Origin of the sequence: Pseudomonas trivialis (assembly GCF_036864995.1) — a bacterium.
Classification (GTDB): Bacteria; Pseudomonadota; Gammaproteobacteria; order Pseudomonadales; family Pseudomonadaceae; genus Aquipseudomonas; species Aquipseudomonas trivialis.
In genome coordinates this window covers 3617733-3639157 of record NZ_CP142151.1, presented here as the reverse complement: position 1 = coordinate 3639157, position 21425 = coordinate 3617733, and the positions used below count along the sequence as shown (strand labels likewise).

Genomic DNA, 21425 nt, shown 5'->3' with positions numbered 1-21425 from the left:
TGCATGACTCATGCCCATGCTGTTGTCTTCGCCGCACCCGGAGAGCCTCAAGTCCTGGATCTACAGGACTGCCCATTGCGTACCGCCGGCCCCGGGGAAATCACCGTCGCCATCGAGGCGGCCGGCGTCAATTTCATCGATGTGCATCGGCGCTCAGGGGCGCTTGAGGATGGCTCTGCCTTTCCAAGAAGCCTGGGCGTGGAGGGCGCCGGAAGGGTAGTCGACTGTGGACCGCAGGTGCGAGATTTGAGCCCCGGCGACCGCGTCGCATTCGTCGACAGCTCCACGGGCAGCTACGCCAGCCACGCCGTATTGCCCGCCACGCGCGCCATTCGACTGCCCGATGACGTATCCAGTGAAACCGCCGCCGCGTTGCTGTTCAAGGGACTGACCGCCGAATACCTGACTCATCGCTGCGTACCGCTCGCGCCTGACGATTGGGTCGTGTGGCATGCGGCTGCCGGCGGTGTGGGCAGCATCGCCACAGGCTGGTTGGCGGCCAGGGGCGTGCGGGTCATCGGGCTGGCTTCCAGCGAAGCCAAGCGGCGCCAGGTGCTGGACGCCGGCTGCTACGCGGCCCTTGACCCGGAGGCGCCGGGGGCCTTGTCGTTCATTCGTGAAGTGACCGACGGCAAGGGCGCTCACACCGTATTCGACTCTGTCGGACGCGCTACCTTCGAGCTGTCATTGGTCAGCCTGCGCCAGCGCGGTCATCTGGTGCTGTTTGGCAATGCGTCGGGCGACGTGACGGGGTTCAATCTGTCGCGGCTTGGAAGCATGGGCTCGCTGCATGTGACGCGGCCGTCCCTGAAGCACTACATCGGTCAGGACGCCGAGCTTGCCAGCAGCGCTGCACAGGTGCTCGCGGCCCTGTCCAAAGGTTTGATTGCTGCGCCCCAGATAACACGCCTGCCGCTCGCCATGGCAGCCGAGGCGCACCGCATCATGCAGGACCGGCAAACTCAGGGCTCCCTGATCCTGGTGCCATAACCCTTCATCCACAGGATGCTATTGCATCTCTGCCGTTTTGCTGTGGAACAGTTCCGTCAGGTAATCCACCACTTGATCGACGCGGCCCACGCCCTGGGTCGCCTGATTGCGCAGCAGCCATATATCGGAGCTGTGCAGCGGGCAGTCTGCCAGAACCTGACGCAAGCCTGACTGGTGTGCGACATAGGTCGGCAGCGCGGCGATACCCAGATGAGCTTCCACCGCCTTGAGCTGGGCATTGAGATTGGACACGCGCATCCACGGCTTCTGCTCGCCGCTCACCTCATTGAGCCATTGCGCGAGCGGCATATAGGACATCTCCTCGGTCCAGCCAATCAGGTGGTGGTCCTTCAGGTCATCCGGCGTCGCGGGCAGGGTGTTGGCGGCTGCATACCCTTCGGAACAGAAAAGCCCCTGCATCAGCGTGCCAACCCGGCGCATGGTGAAGTTGCCGTTTTCCGGCCTGCGCAGCCGGATAATGATGTCGCTATGGCTTTGCGTGAGTTTTGATGACACCGCCGTATTGATGAAGTCGAAGCTGATGTCCGGGTATCGATCACGGAAGTCCGCCAGCCCGGGAATGATCAGGTGCGTGCCCATCAGCTCCGGGCAATCGATGCGCACCGGCCCGGCCATCCGATCGTTGGGCTGCGACATCTGGCGCTCCATCAGCTTGAAGCGCTCCTGCGTCTCCAGCGCCAGCGGAAGCAACGCTTTGCCGGCCTCCGTCAGGAAGTAGCCGTTGGTCTTTTTCAGGAACAGCACGGTACTGAGCGAATCCTCGAGTGCGGCGATCTTGCGCGACACCGTCGATGCCGAAACTTTCAGCGAGTTTCCCGCCTCGGTCACGTTATTGGACTTGGCCACGAAGATAAAAACTTTCAGATCATCCCAGTTCACGTTGATGCCGTACTCAAAAATGGAAAATCGATCCCCACGTATTTCTGTTCGAAATAGCGAGAGGTCACGGTACAGTTTTTTTCGATGGAGCGAACCCGCAGAGGAAACATGGATGATACGTAACTCGATGCGCACCCTTCCAGGGTTCATACAGCCATTTTTGAGCTGGCTGACCGCCAAGCCTTTGCCTGAGGATCTTGACCAGGTTCGAACGCTCAAACCCATTCACCATATTCTTGTGTCCACGGGATTAATTGCATCGGGCGTGGTGTTGGCCGGCGTCGGTTACTTGCACGCCAGCGTCATTTTGTGGGTGCTGGGGTTTGTACTGGCTACCGGCGGTATCAAGCAGATGCAGGTGATGATCTGCCATAACTGCGCCCACGAGATGGTGTTTGAACAGCGTGAAACCAACGTGACCGTGGGCCGGATCATTTCCGGCGCATTGATGCTCAAACCCTTCGATACCTACAAGCGCGAGCACGCGTTGCACCACAGTTCCAAAACACTGCTGACCGACGATGACGATACCCTGTCGTACCTGCAAGGAGTGGTGGGCTTAACACCGTCCGACAGCGTGACCACGATGTGGACCAAACTGGTGTGCACGGCGCTGTCGCCGCTGGCGATCCTGCGCTCGTTCTGGAGCCGAGTGAAGGGCACGGCAACCGCCTCGAACCGCCGTGTCGCCGCCCTGACGCTGATCTTCTGGGCCACGGCCAGTCTGCTGGCAGCAGCCCTGGGCCATTTCGGCCTTTTCATCATGGCGTGGGTGGTACCGGTGTTTGCCGGCTATCACATCAGCACCACGTTCCGCCTGGCAGCCGAGCATACCTGGCCCAGCGTAGAGGTGCTGGAACGGCGCGGTATCGACTTCATCTGCGAAAGCACCACCGGCGTGTTCATTGGTGAAGAGTTGCGCATACCGCAGGCCGCGGGCGCTGTTCGCCGCATCGCCTGCATCAGCATCTGGCTGATCAAAATGCTGGGCTTCCATTTGTTCATCCGTGTGTTCGTGATGGTCGGCGATACACCGTGCCACGACTTTCATCACCGGCGGCCCCGTTCCAAAGAGTGGCCCAACTACATCACCGCACGCGAGCGGGACAGGATCGACGGCTCAAAACCGTTTCCGACCAACTACGCCGATTACTGGGGCTATATCAACGCCGTCACCGTCAACTTTCGCAACTTCCAGAACGCACTTGCGTATTACGCAAACAGAACAGAAACTTAAAAGGGATTTTAACGATGACGTTCAACAAAACCGCACTGCTCAGCACCGTGCCATCAGACTCCCATAGCTGGAATCTGGTGTTCATGGAGTTTCTGCTCAATGACCTGGGCTACAAAGTAGAAAACCTGGGGCCCAACACGCCGATGGACGACGTGATTGCGCGGCTTGAGCGCAATGGCTGCGCCATCGTTGTGATCAGCACGGTCAATGGGCACGGCTACCTTGAGGGCGCCGAACTTGCCCGGCGCATTCGCAGCGAGACCCATCACGTCGACGGACTCTACATTGGCGGAAAAATCTGCACTGAAAACGATCCCCAGACCATCGCCCGGCACAGCGATACCCTTCGGGCCGCGGGCTTCGACGAGGTGTTCGATGACAGCGTGGCAAACAGTTTCGATGCCTTCCAGACACTTGTCAGCGCACAGTTGTTTCCCGCCCATTACCTGGAAAAGCGGGTCGCACGATGAGCACATACTCCGCGCCAGATAACACAGGGACCGGAAAGGGCCTGCTGACATGATCGACTTCAACACCCACGTGCTTGAACAGTTTGACCTGCACGGCCCGGTGCTCCAGCCGCGCATGGGCTTCAGCGACCCCGGCCTGATGCAGTCCGGGCTTGAAGCCACGGCGGCCAGTCGTGCGAACACCGTGTGCACCATCACCCTTGATGCGTTCACCCGAGTGAATAATCTTGAGGCGGCGCAACGGGCGATTGACAGCGCGTCCATGCTCAACGGCTACCCGATCGTGAATCACCCAGCGGCGAAAACCCGCGCGATGCTCGACCAGATCCATGCCCGCTACCACCTGCCGGTGCAGATTCGCCATGGCTCGCCCGATCCGCTGCACATCTTCGAACGCATGGTCGAAATCGGCTCGGTCACCACCGAAGGCGGGCCCATTTCCTATTGCCTGCCATACAGCCGCACGCCGCTGCGTGAGGCTTTCGGCCACTGGGAAAAAGCCTGCCAGGTGCTCTCCGCAGGATTGGAGCACAGCCACATCGAGAGCTTTGCCGGCTGCATGATGGGGCAGATGTGCGACCCAGTCATTCTGGTGGCACTCAACATTCTGGAAGGCTTGTTTTTGCGCTCCCATGGCATCCAGACGTTGTCGTTCTCCTACGCCCAGGGCACCTCACCCGTGCAGGACCGTGCCGCCGTGACCGCCTTGCAACAACTCGCCAGCGAATACTTCGCACCGGGCAGCTACCACTTCGTCGGCTACGTGTTCATGGGGTTTTTCCCACGAACCCTGGGCGGTTTTTGCCGGATCACCGGCGATGCACTCGGCATGATTCGATCCACCGGCGTACAGCGCGTGATCATAAAAACGCCGGTGGAATCACGGCGTATTCCTCGCATCGAAGAAAACATCGCTGCATTGGAATACGCCAGCTATTGCCTGCAAACGAAGGGTGTATTGCCGGACGTCCCGTTCGACGCGCAAGAGCACGCTCGCATTCTGGACGCCTCGAGGCGACTGATTGAGGGAACCCTGGCGCGTGATGCCGACTTGTCCGAAGCGATACTCAGCGCATTCGACAGTGGGTTTTTATCGATTCCCTATTGCCTTCACCCGGACAACAAACGCGGTGCCGGTACGGTGTTGACGGCGAACAATTACTACCAGGGGTTTGAGGGGGAGCGAGTGGAGAATGCGTTTTCGTTTCTGGCGGCGTTGCGGCAGAACATTCGGACTTATGATGGGGTGGTGTGAGTGGGGGAATCTGACGATCACGGGTGACCGGCGTCGTTACGGGGTTATGTCAGTTGATTTTCTCGGCTTTATGCGGCAGGTTCATGACATGAACAGTTACCGACTCCATTGCGCACATTTAATTATTACCACCTTCAACTAGGGGGTGGGACTGTGCACGATATGCCGAACCCCGCCTCAGATGCGGGGTTTTTCATTCCTGCTCTGAGGCTCACTCAGGAGCACAGAAATGGATGCACTTACCCTGACGTTGAAAGAGACAATCGAAGCCGCTGATCGCGCCATCACCGCCGAAGACTTCGATGAACTGATGAAGTTTTATGCGGATGACGCAAGTCTTGTGGTCAAGCCAGGATTGACTGTCACCGGCAAAGACAGCATCCGTAGAGCCTTTGTCGCCATTGCGGAGCATTTCAATAACAGCATCATTGTCACACAAGGGCAAATGCAGGTTATACGAGGAGGTGATGTAGCGCTCGTTATCATGGAGACCCTGCTACAGACCACTGATAAAGCCGGTGTGAAAAATGAGATCGCGCGCAGGGCCACTTACGTATTTCGACAAGTGTCGGAAACTTGGCTATGTGTCGTGGATAATTCTTATGGGACGACGCTGCTGGATGGCCTTGTCGGGTCGTAGGTTTCAAAATAGGTGAGGCCTACCGTTGGTAAGCAGGCCCCATCATCCTGAGGCGAAAGGTGGCGGTTTAGCTATCAGCAAGGTAAGCACTTCGCTTATGCACCCGATGCATCTCGATCAGCCAAAAAGTTTCACATGGAATCAGGAACGATGAATGAAACGAATCGAGATTCAACAGATTACGCACCTGCCAGCGGAAGTTCTTACCTTGGAGAAAGAGGCAGTTGCAGAAGGTTTCAGGTTTCCTACGCGTCTGATTTCGGAATGGTGCTCTGGAGCGAATCGCTTCAATGCGCCAGGTGAGTGTCTTATGGCCGCGTATTTTAATCAGCAATTGATAGGAATCGGAGGGTTATCTGTTGATCCCTATAATAATTCCGATACCGCAAGGCTACGGCGTTTGTACGTGGCACCGGCGGCAAGGAATCAATGCGTCGGTCAGGCTCTGGTAAACGCGTTGGTTGCGCAGGCCGCTCTTCACTTTCAGACATTGCGTCTTTCAACCGACACTTCTGGCGGCGACGCGTTTTACCTGCGCTGCGGTTTCGTGCGAGTAGAAGATGACCATGCTACCCATGTCATGGAGCTGGTAAAGGATTGATCAGGCGGTTTTCGGCCAAAAGCGGTCGCTTCCCTCGCTAGAGCCAACGTCTGACTTGGCTGCAGTATCGCGTGAATTCTCTCCCGAAAAGGCTAGTAAGGGCCCGCTCCTCCGGCCCGATCTGGAAGATGTTCATATACATCACGAAGCCCAGTACGCCTAGGAGTGCCGGTGGCCAGGCGAGCAAGATTGACCAGGCTATCAGGACTGTGGCGAAGCCTAAGTACATGGGGTTGCGTGTATATCTGCAGACGCCCGAGCTGACCAGAGCCGAAGCCGTTTCCGGCTTCAGAGGGTTGACCGTGGTACGGACCCTGCGGAAGGACAGCACGCCGGCTAGACAAATAGCTAAGCCTGCTAGCAACACCACCAGCGCCAGGCTAGTGCGCCACTCGATCGTCAGCTGCATGGCGCCCGGTAAGTATCGAGCAGCGCACCACATCAATAAGCCGAACAGGGTAGCAACCAGCGGCGGAGGGATGCGGTTGTCCATCATGAATTCCTATTAGATACGGGCGTGCTACTAGAGTGAGGGTTGTAGCCACTATAGGGTCAAGCACCAGGAGCACGATGGAGACTGCGGGGCAGGTAGCCCGTATCACGGAGATCAAGGCCGTGATTATCCGCTACTACAATCAGTGAATCGCTGCGGATAGTGAGCGACCGCCTCTGGCCGACAGACGTCTATCATGACAGGCAGAAACCGCTAGTTAGGAGCCATTTGGTGTGGCGTGTAAGAATTTACCGCCTTTAGCTTCAACTGCCGAGCGAACTGCCGCGGCATCTGATGTCGAGCCGATAAATGCAAGTTGCAACTTAGGGAGCATGCTTGATGTGTTACTTAAGGCTGCAATAGCTGAGTTGGCTGCAAAAGAACTATTGGTTCCTGAGATGGCGACACGAACATCAGCTTTGCTTGCAGGGGCAATTATTTGGTGGATGCTTGAAACAATTGGAGATTCTAAACCTGCACTTCCGATAAGCGCGGATGCCATAGCTCCGGAAATGCCGTTATTCGCTGCGGGAACCCAAACTAAATTGAATTTTTGTTGCTCAAATAAAATTGCCGCAGATTGTGCGGCTTTCTGTGGCGATTGGCTCCCAGTTGTAGCGCATCCTACTAATGCAAATAACAAAATTGTGAATGCCGCGAAAAGTTTCATAATTGCTCCTGCATATTTATTAGTCGAAGGTTCTTTCGAGAATCACTGAGTGTATGTTGTATAACTTTCCATCGCCATACATAACCTCTTGATCATCATAAAAGGTGATTTTGTAAGCGCGACAGTGATGGGTACATCATTGTTGATGCATTAGCAGACTGCCCACCCCTAGCCCACACGTCGCGCCAAGCCTTAGCTGTCGCCTTACTCCTGAGCTATGCGACGACTCATTCAGGCCTGATGGCATAGGCATTTCGATGTCGCATTAGTGCGGATTCGCTGGGCCGTTTGCTTTCCGTCGTGAGAGGCAGGAATCGGCCAAAAGCGGCGTTCGATTCACCACCTTCCAGCCGAAAAGCGGAAACCTCCCGATCTGAGAAAGCTAGTCTCTAAGGGTACGCATTATTTCCTCGACCACATGCTTCGTGTATTTCTCACTGGAGTCAGTTTCCGGTGGGTCGTTACTGCGGAACCATTCACCTTGATCGAATGCCTGGTAAAGCGAGAAAGCGGGCTGAGGCATATCGTTAGTCATCCCTACTTCAACCACAGCATTTATGATCCCGTTCATAACGGCGTCGCAAAAATCATAGGGTAGAGATCCTTGTAGATAGCCTTCAGCAACAGCTGACGGACAGTTCGTTCAGCACATCATGCGGTGCAACGCCGAACCTTTCGCAAATGGGGACTAGATCACTCAGCATTAAACCCTCTGCTTCCGCTTTCACCGACAGTTCCTTGAGTTCGACCTTCGATAACACCATGATCATGAGCTTCTTCCTGTTAGGTGCGAAGGTAGCGCTTACAGAGTGGCCGCACAGCGGTGCCACACTTCAATTCCATGCTGCAATACGGATTCATGGTCGGTCAACTTCAGCTACAGGCAATGTCCGCTTTGGGTCCAGGCTGTGTGAAAACACCGCCGAGCAGTTCAAGACCTGCGGTTTAAAACAGTATGAGTCGATAGTGGACTTTCACGACCGGCAGCCTTCGTTCGGTCGTTGTCCTTCGAACAGCAATGGCTGGGCTCATTCATAAAATTTACCAGCCAGCAAAATGGCCGCACAGCGTTGCCATACGTTTGATCTACTGGCACTCACAGGGGAACTGCGTGAGCTGGCAGTCGCCCACGCTGCGGCAGCATCAAGAAAGGTATCAATAGAGCCGTTTTCCCACCCCAACGCCCCCGGTCCATAGGCAGACGACGGAGAGGTCTCCTCCAGCAAACGCTCCTCGGCGAAATCCATACCTAGAGCTTCAATGAAGCCGATGAATGATTGTTCGTCGTCTACGGTTTTCAGTAGCTCATCAAGATTTATGGACATGGTGACCTTGGAGGTGCGTGATAGGTGATAGCGAAGGAGTAAATTCTCACTATGCTGCTATGCCACGAGATGAGGGGCAAGCTTACGTCCTCTTTGGGGCCAGGCTGTGAGAAAGGGCCAGTAATCGTCTAACCTTTTCATCGTCGAGATCGTAGCAGGGGCGATCATGAAGCGATTTATTGAAGGTGAGGCTCGGACGCAAGTCACCTTGCTGCCGGAGTGTCTGGACGATTACGTAGCCGAAGAAAATCCAGTGCGTGTGGTCGATGTTTTCGTTGATGAACTCGACCTGGGCGCACTTGGTTTTGAGGGCGTCGATCCTGCCGCAACGGGTCGTCCGGCCTATCACCCAGCGGTGTTGCTGAAGATCTATATCTACGGCTATCTCAATCGGATTCAGTCCAGCCGCCGGCTTGAGCGTGAGGCTGAGCGCAACGTCGAGTTGATGTGGCTAACGGGGCGTTTGGCTCCGGACTTCAAAACCATTGCCGACTTTCGCAAAGACAACGGCAAAGCCATTCGCAGCGTATGCCGCCAGTTCGTAGTGCTTTGCCGCAACCTCAATCTCTTCTCCCAATCGATCATCGCCATCGACGGCAGCAAATTCAAAGCCGTCAACAACCGCGACCGTAACTTCACCCAGGGCAAAGTGAAGGCGCGCATGCAACAGATCGAGCAGAGCATTGATCGCTATCTGGCGGCGATGGATTCGGCGGATCGGGCAACGCCAGAAGTGGCCGAGGCCAAAGCCGAGCGACTGAAAGAAAAAATCGAAACGCTGAAACAGCAGATGCAGAAACTCAAGGAAATTGAGGCGCAGCTGCACGACAGTCCAGACCAGCAGATCTCTCTTACCGATCCAGATGCACGCTCAATGGCCACGAGCGGCCGAGGCACCGGAACGGTTGGCTACAACGTACAAACAGCTGTCGACGACAAACACCATCTGATCGTTGCCCATGAGGTGACCAACGTTGGTAATGATCGTGGGCAACTGAGCAATATGGCGAACCAAGCGCGTGAAGAAATCGAGGCTGAAACGCTAACGGTGGTGGCCGACCGAGGCTATTACAAAGGTCTGGAAATCCTTGCTTGCGAGCAAGCCGGCATCACTACCTTCGTACCGAAACCCCTCACATCTGGCAGCAAAGCCGAAGGCAGATTCGGCAAGCAGGATTTCATCTATCTTATTGCGTCGGACGAGTATCGATGCCCTGCGGGGCAGTTACTAACCAGGCGGCATTCGTCGATGGAAGACGGCATGTTATTGCATTGTTACTACTTCTCGGGCTGCCAGTCCTGCTCAATGCAAAAGCAATGTACGACGGGTAAGGAGCGCCGTGTGAAGCGCTGGGAACATGAGGCGGTAATCGACGCGATGCAGGTTCGGCTAGAACATGACCCGGGGAAGATGAAGGTTCGCCGCCAGACTGTTGAGCATCCTTTTGGAACGCTCAAATATTGGATGGGAGCCACCCACTTCCTGACCAAAACACTTCCGCGGGTAAGTACCGAAATGAGTCTTCATGTACTCGCCTACAACCTCAAACGAATGATGAGCATCTTCGGCATAGTAGGACTGCTTGAGGCGATCAGGACGTAAATCCAGCCACTTGCTCGCCCGTTAGTAGCCGTTTGGGCCGCTAACGCGGCCCAAACAGCATTACGAATGTCTATGTAGCTGACTAAGGCAATTCGCGCTTCCGTCTGCTGGTTGTCGCAGACAATGCTCGTAGTTCTCAACTTTCGACGTATTCAGTGCGTTTTCACACAGCCTGGGTCGGAAGGTGTCGTTCATGAGCGTCAGGTACCGGCCAATTGCTGCCGGTCAGCACAGGCAGAAAGCGGCCAGAAACAGCCTTTCATGACCGGCTGTTAGCCACCTGTAACCTCGCGCTGCACCCGGATCGTGACCCATCGTCCGGCTTTGCGAAATGTCAGGCAGGCCATACCATATCTTCACGTCATCAAAGGCTAATGGAATGGCACTACAACTCAGACAAGCACGTGTTACCGATCTTCCGGCCATCTACAGAGGCGAGGAGAGCTATATCCGCTGTTGGGAGCCCGAGCATGAAGCATCGTGGCGAGCCCAACTGGGACGGCACCTGACGCGTTGGGTAGAGAATTTTGACCGTCTGAACGTCGCGTTCATGGGTAATGCCTTCGCCGGTTACTCACTCTGGATACCTGAGCAGAGTTACGCAGAACTTTGCACTATCCATGTAAGTCCAGAACATCGGCGTAGCGGGGTGGGAATGGCCCTCTTGGATGCCTATGCACTGGACGCGGCACGGCACGGATTCACGCAGTTGCGGTTGAGTGTGCGACCTGATAACCCCGCGAAGAGGATGTACGAGAAGGCGGGGTTTTTATGCACCGGTACCGGTGCCCATGATTACCTGACGTATAAGCGCCACGCGTGAGGGGGGGCGGTGCGGGTCCGCTTCTGGCCGAAAACAGACCTTCGTGAGAGGCTGTTACGGTCAGCAACGGCCGCTGGAGCGTCGTTTGTCGCGGATCGAGCCCAAGGTTGCGCGAATACGCTGTCAGCAATTGACTTCACCTCGCGAGACCGCCATACCTGTTTTTTCCAATTCGACAGAGGTTGATCTGACAATGGTGCGAGTGGATGCAAACCTGATAACTGACTGGCACACATTCCACAGCGTATTCGCAAAAAAATTCGGTTTCCCTGGTTTCTACGGCCGCAATATGGACGCTTGGGTTGACTGCCTTTCATACCTCGATGACCCCAGCGCAGAAATGTCGTCTGTCCACGTTCAGAGCGGACAAACACTCTCATTGGTCATCGACAATGCCCAGAGTTTTAAGCATCGCTGTCCTGAACAATTTGAAGCTCTGGTGGAATGCGCTGCTTTTGTGAACTGGCGAGTCATCTTTTCGGGTGGCAGCCCGATCCTGGCACTTGCTTTCAATGTCTAAGTGCTCGCGCACGTCAATCAACGGGGGTATCAATGACTGCATTGGGAGGAAAGTTGATTGTCCTGACAGGCTGTTATCGGCCAAAAGCAGTCACTAACACCTGAGAATTAAGCCAAGCCGCGAAGCGGTGTCGGCTTGAATAAATTGTCAGGCCACGGCCGTTCCAGCTGGGATCCAAAGATCATCGCCCTCAACATCATATGTGCGCTGCTCGCAGCCACCGTCTTTGCAGCGGACATAGGAAAGCATACGGGTTGCGCCATCGCTGTGCGCCACCAACCAGTAGTAAGCATAACCATCATTTGAAAACTCGCTATCTGGCCAAACTTCAATACTGGGATGAAATGCGCTAAGGCGAGAGAACACTTCCGTCGATTTAATCACGGGTATGTCGGACATACTCTTTCCTGCGGTTAATTGTTTTGGGACTCAAATTGGCTGAGTATTAAAAATATTACTAAAAGCCTGCCTCAGGTTGAACCCCTTCCGCGCGCTTCTTCTAGGTGCGCAAAATACTGGTCAGACCAAGATTAATTTTATGGCGCCGGATGCACTTATTTCGATCACGCTCCGATAAGCGTCCGCTTTTGGCCGATTACTGCCGTTCGTGACGGGCAGCTTCTGGCCGAATGTTGCCGATCATGAATGGGCAGCTAACGGCCGACGTGAGTCAAGATCGGACCGTGCCCGAATCGTTTCGAGCAGCCCACCGACTGCTCAAGGTCGCGCGCGCTGGCGGGCCTTGAACAAGCCGACGGTGTCAGACGGCCGAGGGGCTGCTATATCAGCCGACAATGCTCACTCCTTGGTCAAATCAACCAACGGCGTCTGCCGCACCTCAGTCTCCCGCCCATCCTGAATCTCGCTCACCTGCTTCAAGGCCTTATCCACTGCCGCCTTGTCCGCCAGCAAGCTGTAGCTGATGCGGAACTGCTTGTGTTCCTTGGGCCCAATTGTCGGTACCAGGTTCAGTGGCCGCTGATAACGGCGGTTGTAGGAAAAACTCGTCCCTGGCTCCAGCCCCGTGACATAGCCCTGGCCTTGGGTATCGGTGTTTTTCCACAGGGAAAATACGGGCAGTGTCTGGGTATTGAAGCCGACCGAAACGCCCAGGCTGCCGGCCTTGTTGTGCAACACGGTCAACGTATCGCCCTTGGCGTCGGCATACGGCACCACGTTGTAAACCGTTTCGTCGTAGTCCTTGGTCGGTGCGCGGTAGGTTTGCCAGTCGGGCAGCTCGCCCTTGACCTTGGCGTTGAAAGGCGACACCTGTTTCACCGGCGCGGCGAAACGAGCGCCCTGCTCCAGGAACGGGGTGCTGAAGTTGCTGTGATACAGCGCCTGGTATTCCTTTGGATAGTCGCCGTTGTTGGTCAGGGTGTCGTTGAGGGCAAACACGACGCTGCCGGGTTCGGTGACCAGTTCGGTCGCGACCGAGAAGTCGACCTTCTTGAACGCCTGTTCTTTCAGTTCGCCGCGCAGGGTGATGGCGTACGGTGGTTCTTCATCGATATGCAGCGTGACTTTATTCGCAGGAATGTTGGCGGCCCGACCGTGCAGGGTCAGCAGTTCGCCGTTGTCGACGCCGGGATGGCCGACCCATTCGTATCCGCAGCGGGTGACCAGTTCATTGAAACCTTCCAGCCAGCCCAGGCCACCGCGGCCATTGAGTTCGATGAAGGACGGATTGACCACTTCCTTGACCGGCGAATCCCAGCCCATGCGTACATTGCCAACCGAGGCCTGCAAGACGTTCATTCCGCGAGTCGGCACTACCGAGAGTTTCATCGTACCGTTATCGATGTCGACGATACTGACGCCCTCCTGCCGACCGCCGTGCAAGGTGCGTAGGGTAACGCTGAAGGGTTTGTCGGTTTTTATGCCGAGTTGCTGGCTGGTGATCTGCCAGCTCTGGGCGGCTTTGTCGGTGTCGAGCAGAACGTAATCCCAGGCCATGGCGTGAGAGGCAGCGGACAGTGCGCTGAGGGCAACAACGAGTTTGAGCGGGGTCATGGCGGCAGCCTTTCTTGGAGTTGTGCCATTTTTATAAACGCGATGAAACGTTTCAGCAAGCTAAAAAAGGGGGCAGGGCCAGCCAACGCCAAGAAGATTGGGGGCAAGTCGGAAAATTGAGTCCATGCCATCGCGGCAACGACTCAGCAGAACCTATCCATTTCTACCGCTAATCCGAGGCGAGCTTCTCCAGTTCTTTGGCAGTCACCGCCGCCGCTTTAGGAACAACCCCACCCCCAGTGCAACGGCAAAGATCGACAGCAACCCGAGGTCAAATCCAGACAAGCGGATGCAGTTCGCGCAGGCGCCCACGTTCGCTGTCGGTGAGGCACCGCTGAGCCGAACCACGACCACACTCAAATCCCCAGCCCCGGGAACGACCCGCTACCCCCGCAAGTCTACCGATACCCCATCACCGGTAAGGTACTGCGCAATGGACAAGACAATCACCGTGGATCAACTGGCGACCACTGACCTCCGATCAATCAACGAAATATGGCTTGGCGGCACGCATACCGAGTTGTGCCTCTGGCGTGGTGAGGCGGTTTTCACCCACGAAATGCTCAGCGAGGGTACTCACGATCAGAATGTTCGACGCCTGTGCTTGCAGTTGGTCGATCCTGACGACCAGGCCGCAGTGGCCCACGTTGAGGTGATCGTGCGCGAGCGGCTGGAAAAAATGGGCAAGGAGGGCGAGTTTTATCCGGCCGAGGAGGCGGACACTCGTCAATAGTCGCTGTGGCGCTGAGGGCGATAGGGGGCGAAAGCAGCCCTCAACGGCGCAAACCGGTCTACCATGGCGGCCCGGCAGTGGTTCACAGCGCTTCCGTTCATTTTCTATAAAGGCATCGCGATGACCATCGACCAAATCTCCCTCCCCAAAGGCGTGGGCCCTCATGCGGCCAAGCTGCTCGACGCCATCACTGGCGCCTCCACCCACGAAGAACTCAACCGCGCAGGCGGCAAGGCTGAGGGGTTTGTCTTGGGGCTGGAATCGACCAAAGCCATCAAAAGCCAGGTCGCCGAGTCGTTGTATGTAGCTTACGACGACGCGGCGAGTAATCGGGCCGGTGAGTTGAAAGGTTAGGCTTCAGCCAGGGCAGGGCGCTTCACGGTCGAGCAATTTGGCGGTGAGGAGTACGCCCAGTTCGCTCAGTTGGTGGATCGCCAGGGCGATGTCGCGGTGTTTGCCGTTCAGGTCTTCGGACAGGTCGAGCAGCAGGGTGCTGACTGAGGTGAAGGTTTCGTAGCTGTTGGTGATGAGGGTTTCGGTGCTGGCGTTGGGGGCGACGGTGAAGAGGTTTGAATCCGGAGTGATTTTAAACATATGGATATCCTGGATTGGGCCGCCACCTTGCCGCTACTAAACGAAAGGGTGGCAGCTGTACGCAGGTTAGTAGACCGGTGGATATCCAAAGCCGGCGCGCCCGAAAGCGCCCTACGCACAGCTACCATCAAGCAAAGACGCAATGTCTTGCTGATGAAACTTATGCACTTGAAGATACCCACAATTCAGGCTACTAAACCCGATCACCGAGAGATTCAGCGACCGAGCCACCTTAGAGACGGCCATCCCAGTGCACAAGCCGGCGGATTCTGACGCACGTGTAGGCAACGGAGCAAGGCGCCGCGTGGGATTCGGATTTTGCCTTCAGGAGCGTTAACCGTGACGTTGAGTGCTGACGCATTTATCACACTGGCCATGGCCAACCCGATCAACGCTGAAATCACCGCGCGCCTGCCGGCGCTTGGGGTGGATCAATGCCTGCTGACGGCGGGGTGTCTGTTTCAGGCAGTGTGGAATCATCAGGCGAATCTGCCGGCGGATCATGGGGTGAAGGACTACGACGTTTTTTACTTCGATACGGACCTGTCCTACGAGGCTGAGGACGTGGTGATCCAGAAGGCGAACGCGCTGTTCGCGGACCTGGGTGTGAATGTCGAGGTGCGCAATCAGGCGCGGGTTCATCTCTGGTATGGCCAGCGGTTTGGCCGGCCCTATTCGCAACTGCACTCGGCGCGACAGGGGGTTGATCGGTATCTGGTGGCTGGCACGTGCGTGGCGCTGGAGGTGGCGACGGGGGAGGTGTATGCGCCATATGGGTTGGCGGATGTGGAGCAGGGGATTTTGCGGATCAACCCGCTGCATCCGGAGCAGGCGTTGTTTGAGGCCAAGGCGCAGAGTTATCAGGCGCGGTGGCCCTGGCTGAGGATTGTTTGATGCCGATCTCTATTATGTTGTGGCGAGCGGGCTTGCCCCGCGTTGGACTGCGCAGCAGCGACAAAACCATGTTCTGCGCAGGGTCAGGTACCGGCGCAGGTGATCGACAAAGGTATCCCGACTACCGGCCTGCTGGCTCACGTGATGGTGGCCAAGTTCGCCGACCATTTGCCGCCGTATCGGCAAGAGAAAGTCTTCGGCCGCGCCGGCCTGGCTATCTCCCTCTCGACACTGGCGCAATGGGTTGGGCAAACCGGTGTGCAGCGCCAACCCCTAGTCGATGCGCTACGCGAAGCGGTGCTGTCGACTTCGGGACATCAGACGCTTGAGCGGATGCTAGAAGCCCTGTACTTGCTGTCTCAGGTTGTGCCTCTTCGAGGGCGGCTGTCGCGAGCCGAGCCGCAGAGGCGTCTCGGCCCTTCAGGCATTCATCCTTCACACCTACGGGCTTCGGCCTGCGCGCACCGCTTGCGAGGGAACGCACCACTACCCGTTAATCTGTAACCTGAGGGCAAGGGTTAAAAACCTCGGTTACGTCGAGTGTTGTATGCCACGGGATGGCAGTGCCTGACACCATTCCGCCTACGGTTTGCTTCCGACCCGACTTGCGCACATATCCGCCATCCGTTCCAGTGAAAACGTGCTGCCCTGGCTTCGTCAAATAATCAAAGAAACTAACTTTTACCGGCACATTCATTTGTCCACCTGGTGTAATGACGGCGAGCATGATTGCTCGGTCTTTGGTGAATACAACGAACGGTTCGACTCCAGTGCGACCACCAACTGTCTTCACGCACTGCACTTGTTCTGGGAGGATGCGTGCGGTTTCAGTATAGGTGTGGTTTTTGTAGAGGCTGAGGATCAGGCCTTTGCTGGTCAACACTCCCAGGCCTTGAGTGGCTCTGCAGCTGCCTTCGCTTCCATATGGGAACAAGCACCAGTTCGTTTCCGACACGGCTTGAATATCCGCTGGTTCAATTTTCAGATCGCGCTGGATTTGAGCTTTTGATTCCGGCGTATCGTAAGGGATCATCACGCATCCCCCGACTGTCGCTGCTGCGATGAGGCCGATGGCCGCAGCTACGTTTTGGATTGATGATTTGAAGGTGTTCATTGTTCGCTCTCCCTGCTGTATTGCCACCACTGGAAGGCTGTGGTGATTTTGGTAGCGAACCTTACGGCATGGGCGGCAAGCAGTCATCCTCGTGCTGATAGCTGGATCGGTAGAGGACTTGACTGGACGCTTACAAAGTACGACAGGAATCGGCATGAGCGACCATCCTTATAGAAAGGAGGCGATCCGTGAATTGTCAGACACCGCATAGGCTTGCGACTGGAGCCGTTGGCATAGCCTGGAAAGTAACGCTAAGAACTCACTGTTGGCTGATTCAGACCAGGCGCTGCCATATCTGAGAGTCAAGTGTATGGACATCACTGGGTCTCCGCTCAGAGCTGACTCAACGAAGTAACAACCACCTACGGAAAATGCACCTTGGGTACATCCAGGGAATACTAAATCCACAGAGGTGCTGACAAAGGCTGGAGACCCGATATCCTCCACACTCTCTACGTCCGCCAAGTCGTTTATGCTCAGGTCTGTAGGTCTCAAAATAATAATGTCGAAGCTCATGTGACGCTCTGTTTCTCTAATTTGGGCGAGGCACTTTATCAGTGACATGGCGCTAAGCGTGAATCTTCGGGTATTTGGCCATTAACTCAACCGTGAAAAAAGGTGAGCGCAGGTAATCCTGTCGACCATCCTCTTTGGGTCGTAAATAACCGTCGCAGGCTGAACCAAGGGCGACGAACAGTCGGCTACTACAAGACCAGCTTCGAACTCGGTGTGATCGAGACCGGCCTGCATTGCCCGTGCGGTGCGCAAGTTCTTCTTGTGCGCCGGGCCAAGTCGTCTACCCATCTTCGAAAATTCAGGACATCGTGTGCACTTAAACTTAGGCGGGCGCCAGTTAAGCGTTATTTCATGCCTCCGACATGCCGTTCGTATTCCAAACCCTTCAAAGCCTATGTCATTCAAAAGTGCGCCCAACCCGGAGCCTCCATTGCTGTGTCGCCCTCAGGCATAGCCTCACCGCGAGCCTCGTCCACAAGTGGATTCAAGTGCAAACGCAGAACAGCATGGCGCTTCAACCTGCATTTATCCTGGTGCCTATGCAATCAGTGGCGCAAGGAACTGCGAATATCATCGTTAAAACTCTGTACCCGCGCCGCACCGCGAAGCTCGGGCGCACGTTGACAGGTATGCCAGCCCTGGGTCGCCGCAAATGAGAATTACGCCAAACTTGACGGCCTAGCGTGACGATTTATGTGTTGGTTTAACAGCAGACCTATGCCGCTTAAGACGATGAAACTCAGCGCCAGGATAATTTGCAGGTTGTTGGTGCTAAGGTTGATCAGGGCACTGATCAATCCGCCTGAGATAAAAATTAGAGTATTGCCTGCCGAGGCTGAGGCACCGGCGTTATCCGGGAATAGCTCCATAGCTTTGGACGTGGCTGCTGGCCGCGTTATGGTAGTGCCAGCGGTACAGATAATCATTGGGACCAGCATGGTGAAGACGGACAGGCCAAATTGGTTCCGTAATATAAGCATCACTAACCCCGCAACGAAAATCAGTGATAGTCCTATAACAATTTGTGTACCCGCCTCCATATGCTTATTCATTACGCCTGCAAGAATACCGCCAGTCACATAGGCTGCTCCGTACACTAGCAGGGCCTGAGAAAACTCATAGCTGCTTAGTTGCAACTGCTCCATGAATATTAGGGGCGATATGACGATGAATGAGAAGTGGCAAGCAAAAACAATTGCAGCGACTAGCCAGTAGGCCACGAAATTGAAGTCACTGCAGATTCGCCGGTAGGCTCGCAATATACTAATGCGCGGCCCCGTATTATTGATAGGCAGGTTTTCCAGCGATACCAAAGCCTTGACGAATACCAAAGCGGCAATCACTGCGAAGACATAGAAACTACCTTGCCAATCCATCAACTCCTGCAACACGCTTCCGGCCAGGGGGAGACCGAAATGAAGATTCCACTGGCCGTTACCATCAGAATTCGTAAACGATCCCGCTCTTTACCGATAAATAGGTCCTGAACCAATGCCTGAGACAATACGAAGCAGCCACAGCCTACTGCCTGGATCACACGGAATAGCAAAAAATACTCATAGTTCGTGGCCCAGATGCAACCCAAGGCGCCTGCTATGGATACTGCCATGCCAGCCAGTAACAACGTTTTTCGGCCGAGCATGTCCGACAAAGGGCCAATCAGTAACTGAGATAAGGAGATACCGATGGCAAAGAAGCTGATCGACAAAGCGATCTCGGACGTTGTGGTGCTGAAGTGCTGCGATAGCGAAGGAAACGAAGGCAGAAGTACGTCCACCGGAAACACGCCCAGCATGACCATCGCCATAAGTAGTACCGTGGCACCGACTTTCCTGGTCTTGACAACGGAGTGGTCCTTTATTTCAAGCATCAATGAGCCCTGATTGGCTGAATAATTTCCGGTGAGTTTGCAACTCGAAGAAACCGGCGCGCGTCATCGCCTGAAGCGTTCCCATGGCAATAGAGCGTGCTCGCTGTGTGCGTACATCCAGCATCTGTAGTGCTTGGACTATCCTAGTGACTTCGAGTAAGGGGATGTCGACGCCTGCCAGGCTGGCGCTCAACCAAGGCTCGTCCACTTCAGCAAAGATAAAAATAATTTTAATCAATAGACTCGCGAAGTGTTCTTGCTGGACAAGTGACAACTTCGGCCATAGGTAACGGAACACTTCGGAAAAATAGCGACTGTGTCGGGCTTCATCCTCCAGATGCTCTCGAAACATTTGATACACCGTAGAGATCAGCGTGTCGCCGGTGATGCTCAATAACTCCTTGGCGATGATAGTCTCAGACACAAAACCGAAAAAACCAAGTGAGTGGACGATGTGCGTCCCTAGTTGCGTGCCATCAGTTCGAGTAGCAGAGTGATACGTTTAGGTGGGGCTTCCCAGGTTGGCATGTCATAAAAGTGCGCAACCTGTTCCGAGAGTTTAAAGGAGAAAAGGGCGTGATAACCCTCGTCAGGGTAAAGCTGTAAGGCCGTAAGTTTCATCGTTTGTGGCAACTCAACTCCCAACTCTTCATGAATGAGTGTCTCAACCGAGCGGTTAACAATCTTATGCTCCAAGAGTGTCGTATATCGGAGAAAATAGACTAGATGATTCGCAGCCAATCGATGCTGGATATACTCTCCCGACGTCTGGATAGTGTTGTCGTTAAGGTAAGGAATAAAGGCTTGAGGAAACCACTTCTTGGTCTGTAATTGCAGACGAATCTCTGCGTCAGGTGGAAGCAAGAAGGTACTGTTCTTGCTGCGCACGGCCGAACGGTTGTCCCAATCACCCAGCGTATATGAGCGGAGCTCGTCAGGTGTAAAGACGAATGTATTTGTAACGGGCATTATTAACCTCTCTCTCGACTCTCTATCAGAGTCCTGAGTTCTTTGCATTGCACCTGCCCATCGCCATAGCCGCCGCCTACGAAGAACAGCGGTTGCTCTGCTGACTCTTCCACGCCTAATAACAGCTCTACTCGCTCATCACTCAACGCACCAGTCAACCAAGTGGCCAACCCTAGGGCAGTTGCAACGAGCTGAAGGTTTGAGAGATATGCCCAGCTTCGACGTAAGCCATACGATAGGCACGTGAGTGCTCGTATTTCCACCATAATTTATCAAAGCGTGACGTTATGAACAGTCCCATGGGAAGTTCGTTGATAAAGTGTTGTCCGGCAAGTAGTAATCCCAAAGGCTCGTTGGGAAACGAGTGAACTTGCCTTAACGCATGAAGGTCTGGGTGGTAGTAATAGATGCCGGGCTTCAGCCCCACTATCCTGGCAGCGTAGACGTAGCCTTCGCATGCATTCAGCCCACCCCCGGAAGGGCTGCTGCGTCTCGCTCTGAGTGTTTCAGGAATTGTGTCGTCAGCTTCGGCTTCGCGCTCCTTGAGGTAACCTAAGGACAGATAAAGTAGTGAGCTTAAGTCGTTCAGAGTAACGGCTTGGTCTGAAAACGAACGCGAGGTTTTTCGCTCGAGCAAAGTCGTTGTAAGGGAGCTGGTTTTTTTACCGAATTGGGAGTAGGTAGCGAGATCAACCCCCCATGGGAGCTCTCGGTAAAACGGTCTATCGGTGCCGGGGTATCAAGGACGTGTTCACAGTGATCTAAATATAAAGCGGCCCATCGTGAATATCGTTTGGTAGTTTTTCGATGTGCAGATTTTTAGTACCGATATGAAAGATCTTTGAAAGATCGTCCCACCCCCATTCACGCTGTGGGGATATATTCGTCAATAACAGTCGCGCAGCGAGAAATGCCGCGTCAATTTCGCTTGTACTATCATATCTAGAAGGATCTTCAATAAGCTGTATAAATCGAGTGGAATGAGCTAGGTCAAGTTCAAACTGAGTGTGATTTTTGTAGTCCCAAATGACGATGAACGGTGTGCGAGCCAGCATGAAAATATTTGGATTTATTATCATTTTTTTTTATTCTGCACCAGGTTAATGATGAGGCTGGGTAGCCGGCACTCCCCAGCTCATCAATGACTCAACTCAGCAATCAGCGGGATTTGGCCGCCGCAAGGCAAGCCAAGTTA

The 21425-nt window shown here is 54.9% G+C and carries 21 protein-coding genes and 4 pseudogenes; 13 read left to right on the top strand and 12 right to left on the bottom strand.

All coding sequences use genetic code 11. The features are described 5' to 3' along the window. Positions 1-3: 3 nt before the first annotated feature. Positions 4-990, top strand: coding sequence for a quinone oxidoreductase (locus tag VRB54_RS15875; RefSeq protein WP_338477937.1), 987 nt, complete (start codon positions 4-6; stop codon positions 988-990). 18 nt (positions 991-1008) lie between these two features. Here VRB54_RS15875 and VRB54_RS15870 read toward each other — a convergent pair whose 3' ends face one another. Beyond that, the gene (locus tag VRB54_RS15870; RefSeq protein ID WP_338481118.1) at positions 1009-1890 is read right to left on the bottom strand and encodes a LysR family transcriptional regulator; all 882 of its coding nucleotides are present in this window, start codon (positions 1888-1890) and stop codon (positions 1009-1011) included. 238 nt (positions 1891-2128) lie between these two features. Between VRB54_RS15870 and VRB54_RS15865 the strand changes: the two genes are divergently transcribed. The 5 genes from VRB54_RS15865 to VRB54_RS15845 all read left to right on the top strand — a co-directional run bounded on the left by VRB54_RS15865 (position 2129) and on the right by VRB54_RS15845 (position 6093). Continuing rightward, a complete protein-coding gene (locus VRB54_RS15865) occupies positions 2129-3127 on the top strand; it encodes a fatty acid desaturase (RefSeq protein ID WP_338477936.1) in 999 nt (332 codons plus the stop codon). A gap of 14 nt (positions 3128-3141) precedes the next feature. Then, the gene (locus VRB54_RS15860; protein WP_338477935.1) at positions 3142-3597 is read left to right on the top strand and encodes a cobalamin B12-binding domain-containing protein; all 456 of its coding nucleotides are present in this window, start codon (positions 3142-3144) and stop codon (positions 3595-3597) included. Positions 3598-3646: 49 nt separating this feature from the next. After that, entirely contained in the window at positions 3647-4852 is a 1206-nt protein-coding gene (locus VRB54_RS15855; protein WP_338477934.1) for a methylaspartate mutase, read from the top strand. Positions 4853-5081: 229 nt separating this feature from the next. Continuing rightward, the gene (locus tag VRB54_RS15850; protein ID WP_338477933.1) at positions 5082-5492 is read left to right on the top strand and encodes an SgcJ/EcaC family oxidoreductase; all 411 of its coding nucleotides are present in this window, start codon (positions 5082-5084) and stop codon (positions 5490-5492) included. Between the two features lie 154 nt (positions 5493-5646). After that, a complete protein-coding gene (locus VRB54_RS15845; RefSeq protein WP_338477932.1) occupies positions 5647-6093 on the top strand; it encodes a GNAT family N-acetyltransferase in 447 nt (148 codons plus the stop codon). A 37-nt stretch (positions 6094-6130) separates the two neighbouring features. Here VRB54_RS15845 and VRB54_RS15840 read toward each other — a convergent pair whose 3' ends face one another. The 4 genes from VRB54_RS15840 to VRB54_RS15825 all read right to left on the bottom strand — a co-directional run bounded on the left by VRB54_RS15840 (position 6131) and on the right by VRB54_RS15825 (position 8581). After that, positions 6131-6586: an isoprenylcysteine carboxylmethyltransferase family protein gene (locus tag VRB54_RS15840; RefSeq protein ID WP_338477931.1), complete on the bottom strand. Its 456-nt coding sequence runs from the start codon at positions 6584-6586 to the stop codon at positions 6131-6133. Between the two features lie 217 nt (positions 6587-6803). After that, a complete protein-coding gene (locus VRB54_RS15835; RefSeq protein WP_338477929.1) occupies positions 6804-7256 on the bottom strand; it encodes a hypothetical protein in 453 nt (150 codons plus the stop codon). 617 nt (positions 7257-7873) lie between these two features. Further along, positions 7874-8026, bottom strand: coding sequence for a hypothetical protein (locus VRB54_RS15830; RefSeq protein ID WP_338477928.1), 153 nt, complete (start codon positions 8024-8026; stop codon positions 7874-7876). 258 nt (positions 8027-8284) lie between these two features. Next, a complete protein-coding gene (locus VRB54_RS15825; RefSeq protein ID WP_338477715.1) occupies positions 8285-8581 on the bottom strand; it encodes a DUF7660 family protein in 297 nt (98 codons plus the stop codon). A gap of 166 nt (positions 8582-8747) precedes the next feature. Between VRB54_RS15825 and VRB54_RS15820 the strand changes: the two genes are divergently transcribed. The 3 genes from VRB54_RS15820 (at position 8748) to VRB54_RS15810 (ending at position 11527) form a co-directional block, all read left to right on the top strand. Beyond that, the gene (locus VRB54_RS15820) at positions 8748-10184 is read left to right on the top strand and encodes an IS1182 family transposase (protein WP_338477716.1); all 1437 of its coding nucleotides are present in this window, start codon (positions 8748-8750) and stop codon (positions 10182-10184) included. 331 nt (positions 10185-10515) lie between these two features. Next, positions 10516-11007: an N-acetyltransferase gene (locus tag VRB54_RS15815; RefSeq protein ID WP_338477927.1), complete on the top strand. Its 492-nt coding sequence runs from the start codon at positions 10516-10518 to the stop codon at positions 11005-11007. Between the two features lie 85 nt (positions 11008-11092). Further along, positions 11093-11527: a barstar family protein gene (locus VRB54_RS15810; protein WP_338477926.1), complete on the top strand. Its 435-nt coding sequence runs from the start codon at positions 11093-11095 to the stop codon at positions 11525-11527. A gap of 147 nt (positions 11528-11674) precedes the next feature. On the opposite strand, the gene VRB54_RS15805 is transcribed toward VRB54_RS15810, so the two are convergent. Continuing rightward, positions 11675-11926 carry a hypothetical protein gene (locus tag VRB54_RS15805; protein WP_338477925.1) on the bottom strand — a complete coding sequence of 84 codons (252 nt, stop codon included), beginning with the start codon at positions 11924-11926 and terminating at the stop codon, positions 11675-11677. Positions 11927-12325: 399 nt separating this feature from the next. Next, positions 12326-13540 (bottom strand): aldose 1-epimerase family protein, encoded by a 1215-nt coding sequence (locus VRB54_RS15800; protein WP_338477924.1) that lies wholly within the window; start codon positions 13538-13540, stop codon positions 12326-12328. A gap of 433 nt (positions 13541-13973) precedes the next feature. Here VRB54_RS15800 and VRB54_RS15795 point away from each other — a divergent pair, with 433 nt between their 5' ends. Next, a complete protein-coding gene (locus VRB54_RS15795) occupies positions 13974-14273 on the top strand; it encodes a hypothetical protein (RefSeq protein WP_003234402.1) in 300 nt (99 codons plus the stop codon). A 120-nt stretch (positions 14274-14393) separates the two neighbouring features. Beyond that, complete coding sequence (locus VRB54_RS15790; protein ID WP_032870736.1) at positions 14394-14627, top strand: hypothetical protein; 234 nt, start codon at positions 14394-14396, stop codon at positions 14625-14627. A gap of 3 nt (positions 14628-14630) precedes the next feature. Here VRB54_RS15790 and VRB54_RS15785 read toward each other — a convergent pair whose 3' ends face one another. Beyond that, positions 14631-14867 carry a DUF6124 family protein gene (locus tag VRB54_RS15785; RefSeq protein WP_338477923.1) on the bottom strand — a complete coding sequence of 79 codons (237 nt, stop codon included), beginning with the start codon at positions 14865-14867 and terminating at the stop codon, positions 14631-14633. 375 nt (positions 14868-15242) lie between these two features. Between VRB54_RS15785 and VRB54_RS15780 the strand changes: the two genes are divergently transcribed. Further along, entirely contained in the window at positions 15243-15761 is a 519-nt protein-coding gene (locus VRB54_RS15780; RefSeq protein ID WP_422396111.1) for a nucleotidyltransferase family protein, read from the top strand. 78 nt (positions 15762-15839) lie between these two features. After that, positions 15840-16064 (top strand): annotated as a pseudogene (locus tag VRB54_RS15775) (IS66 family transposase); the annotation flags it as partial. 190 nt (positions 16065-16254) lie between these two features. Here VRB54_RS15775 and VRB54_RS15770 read toward each other — a convergent pair. The 4 genes and pseudogenes from VRB54_RS15770 to VRB54_RS15755 all read right to left on the bottom strand — a co-directional run bounded on the left by VRB54_RS15770 (position 16255) and on the right by VRB54_RS15755 (position 21309). After that, entirely contained in the window at positions 16255-16875 is a 621-nt protein-coding gene (locus VRB54_RS15770) for a hypothetical protein (RefSeq protein ID WP_338477921.1), read from the bottom strand. A gap of 1175 nt (positions 16876-18050) precedes the next feature. Further along, positions 18051-19261: pseudogene (locus VRB54_RS15765) on the bottom strand (MFS transporter). Next, positions 19254-20230 (bottom strand): annotated as a pseudogene (locus VRB54_RS15760) (diiron oxygenase). The pseudogenes VRB54_RS15765 and VRB54_RS15760 overlap by 8 nt, the downstream one beginning before the upstream one ends. Positions 20231-20232: 2 nt before the next feature. After that, positions 20233-21309: pseudogene (locus VRB54_RS15755) on the bottom strand (SagB/ThcOx family dehydrogenase). Positions 21310-21425: the final 116 nt, after the last annotated feature.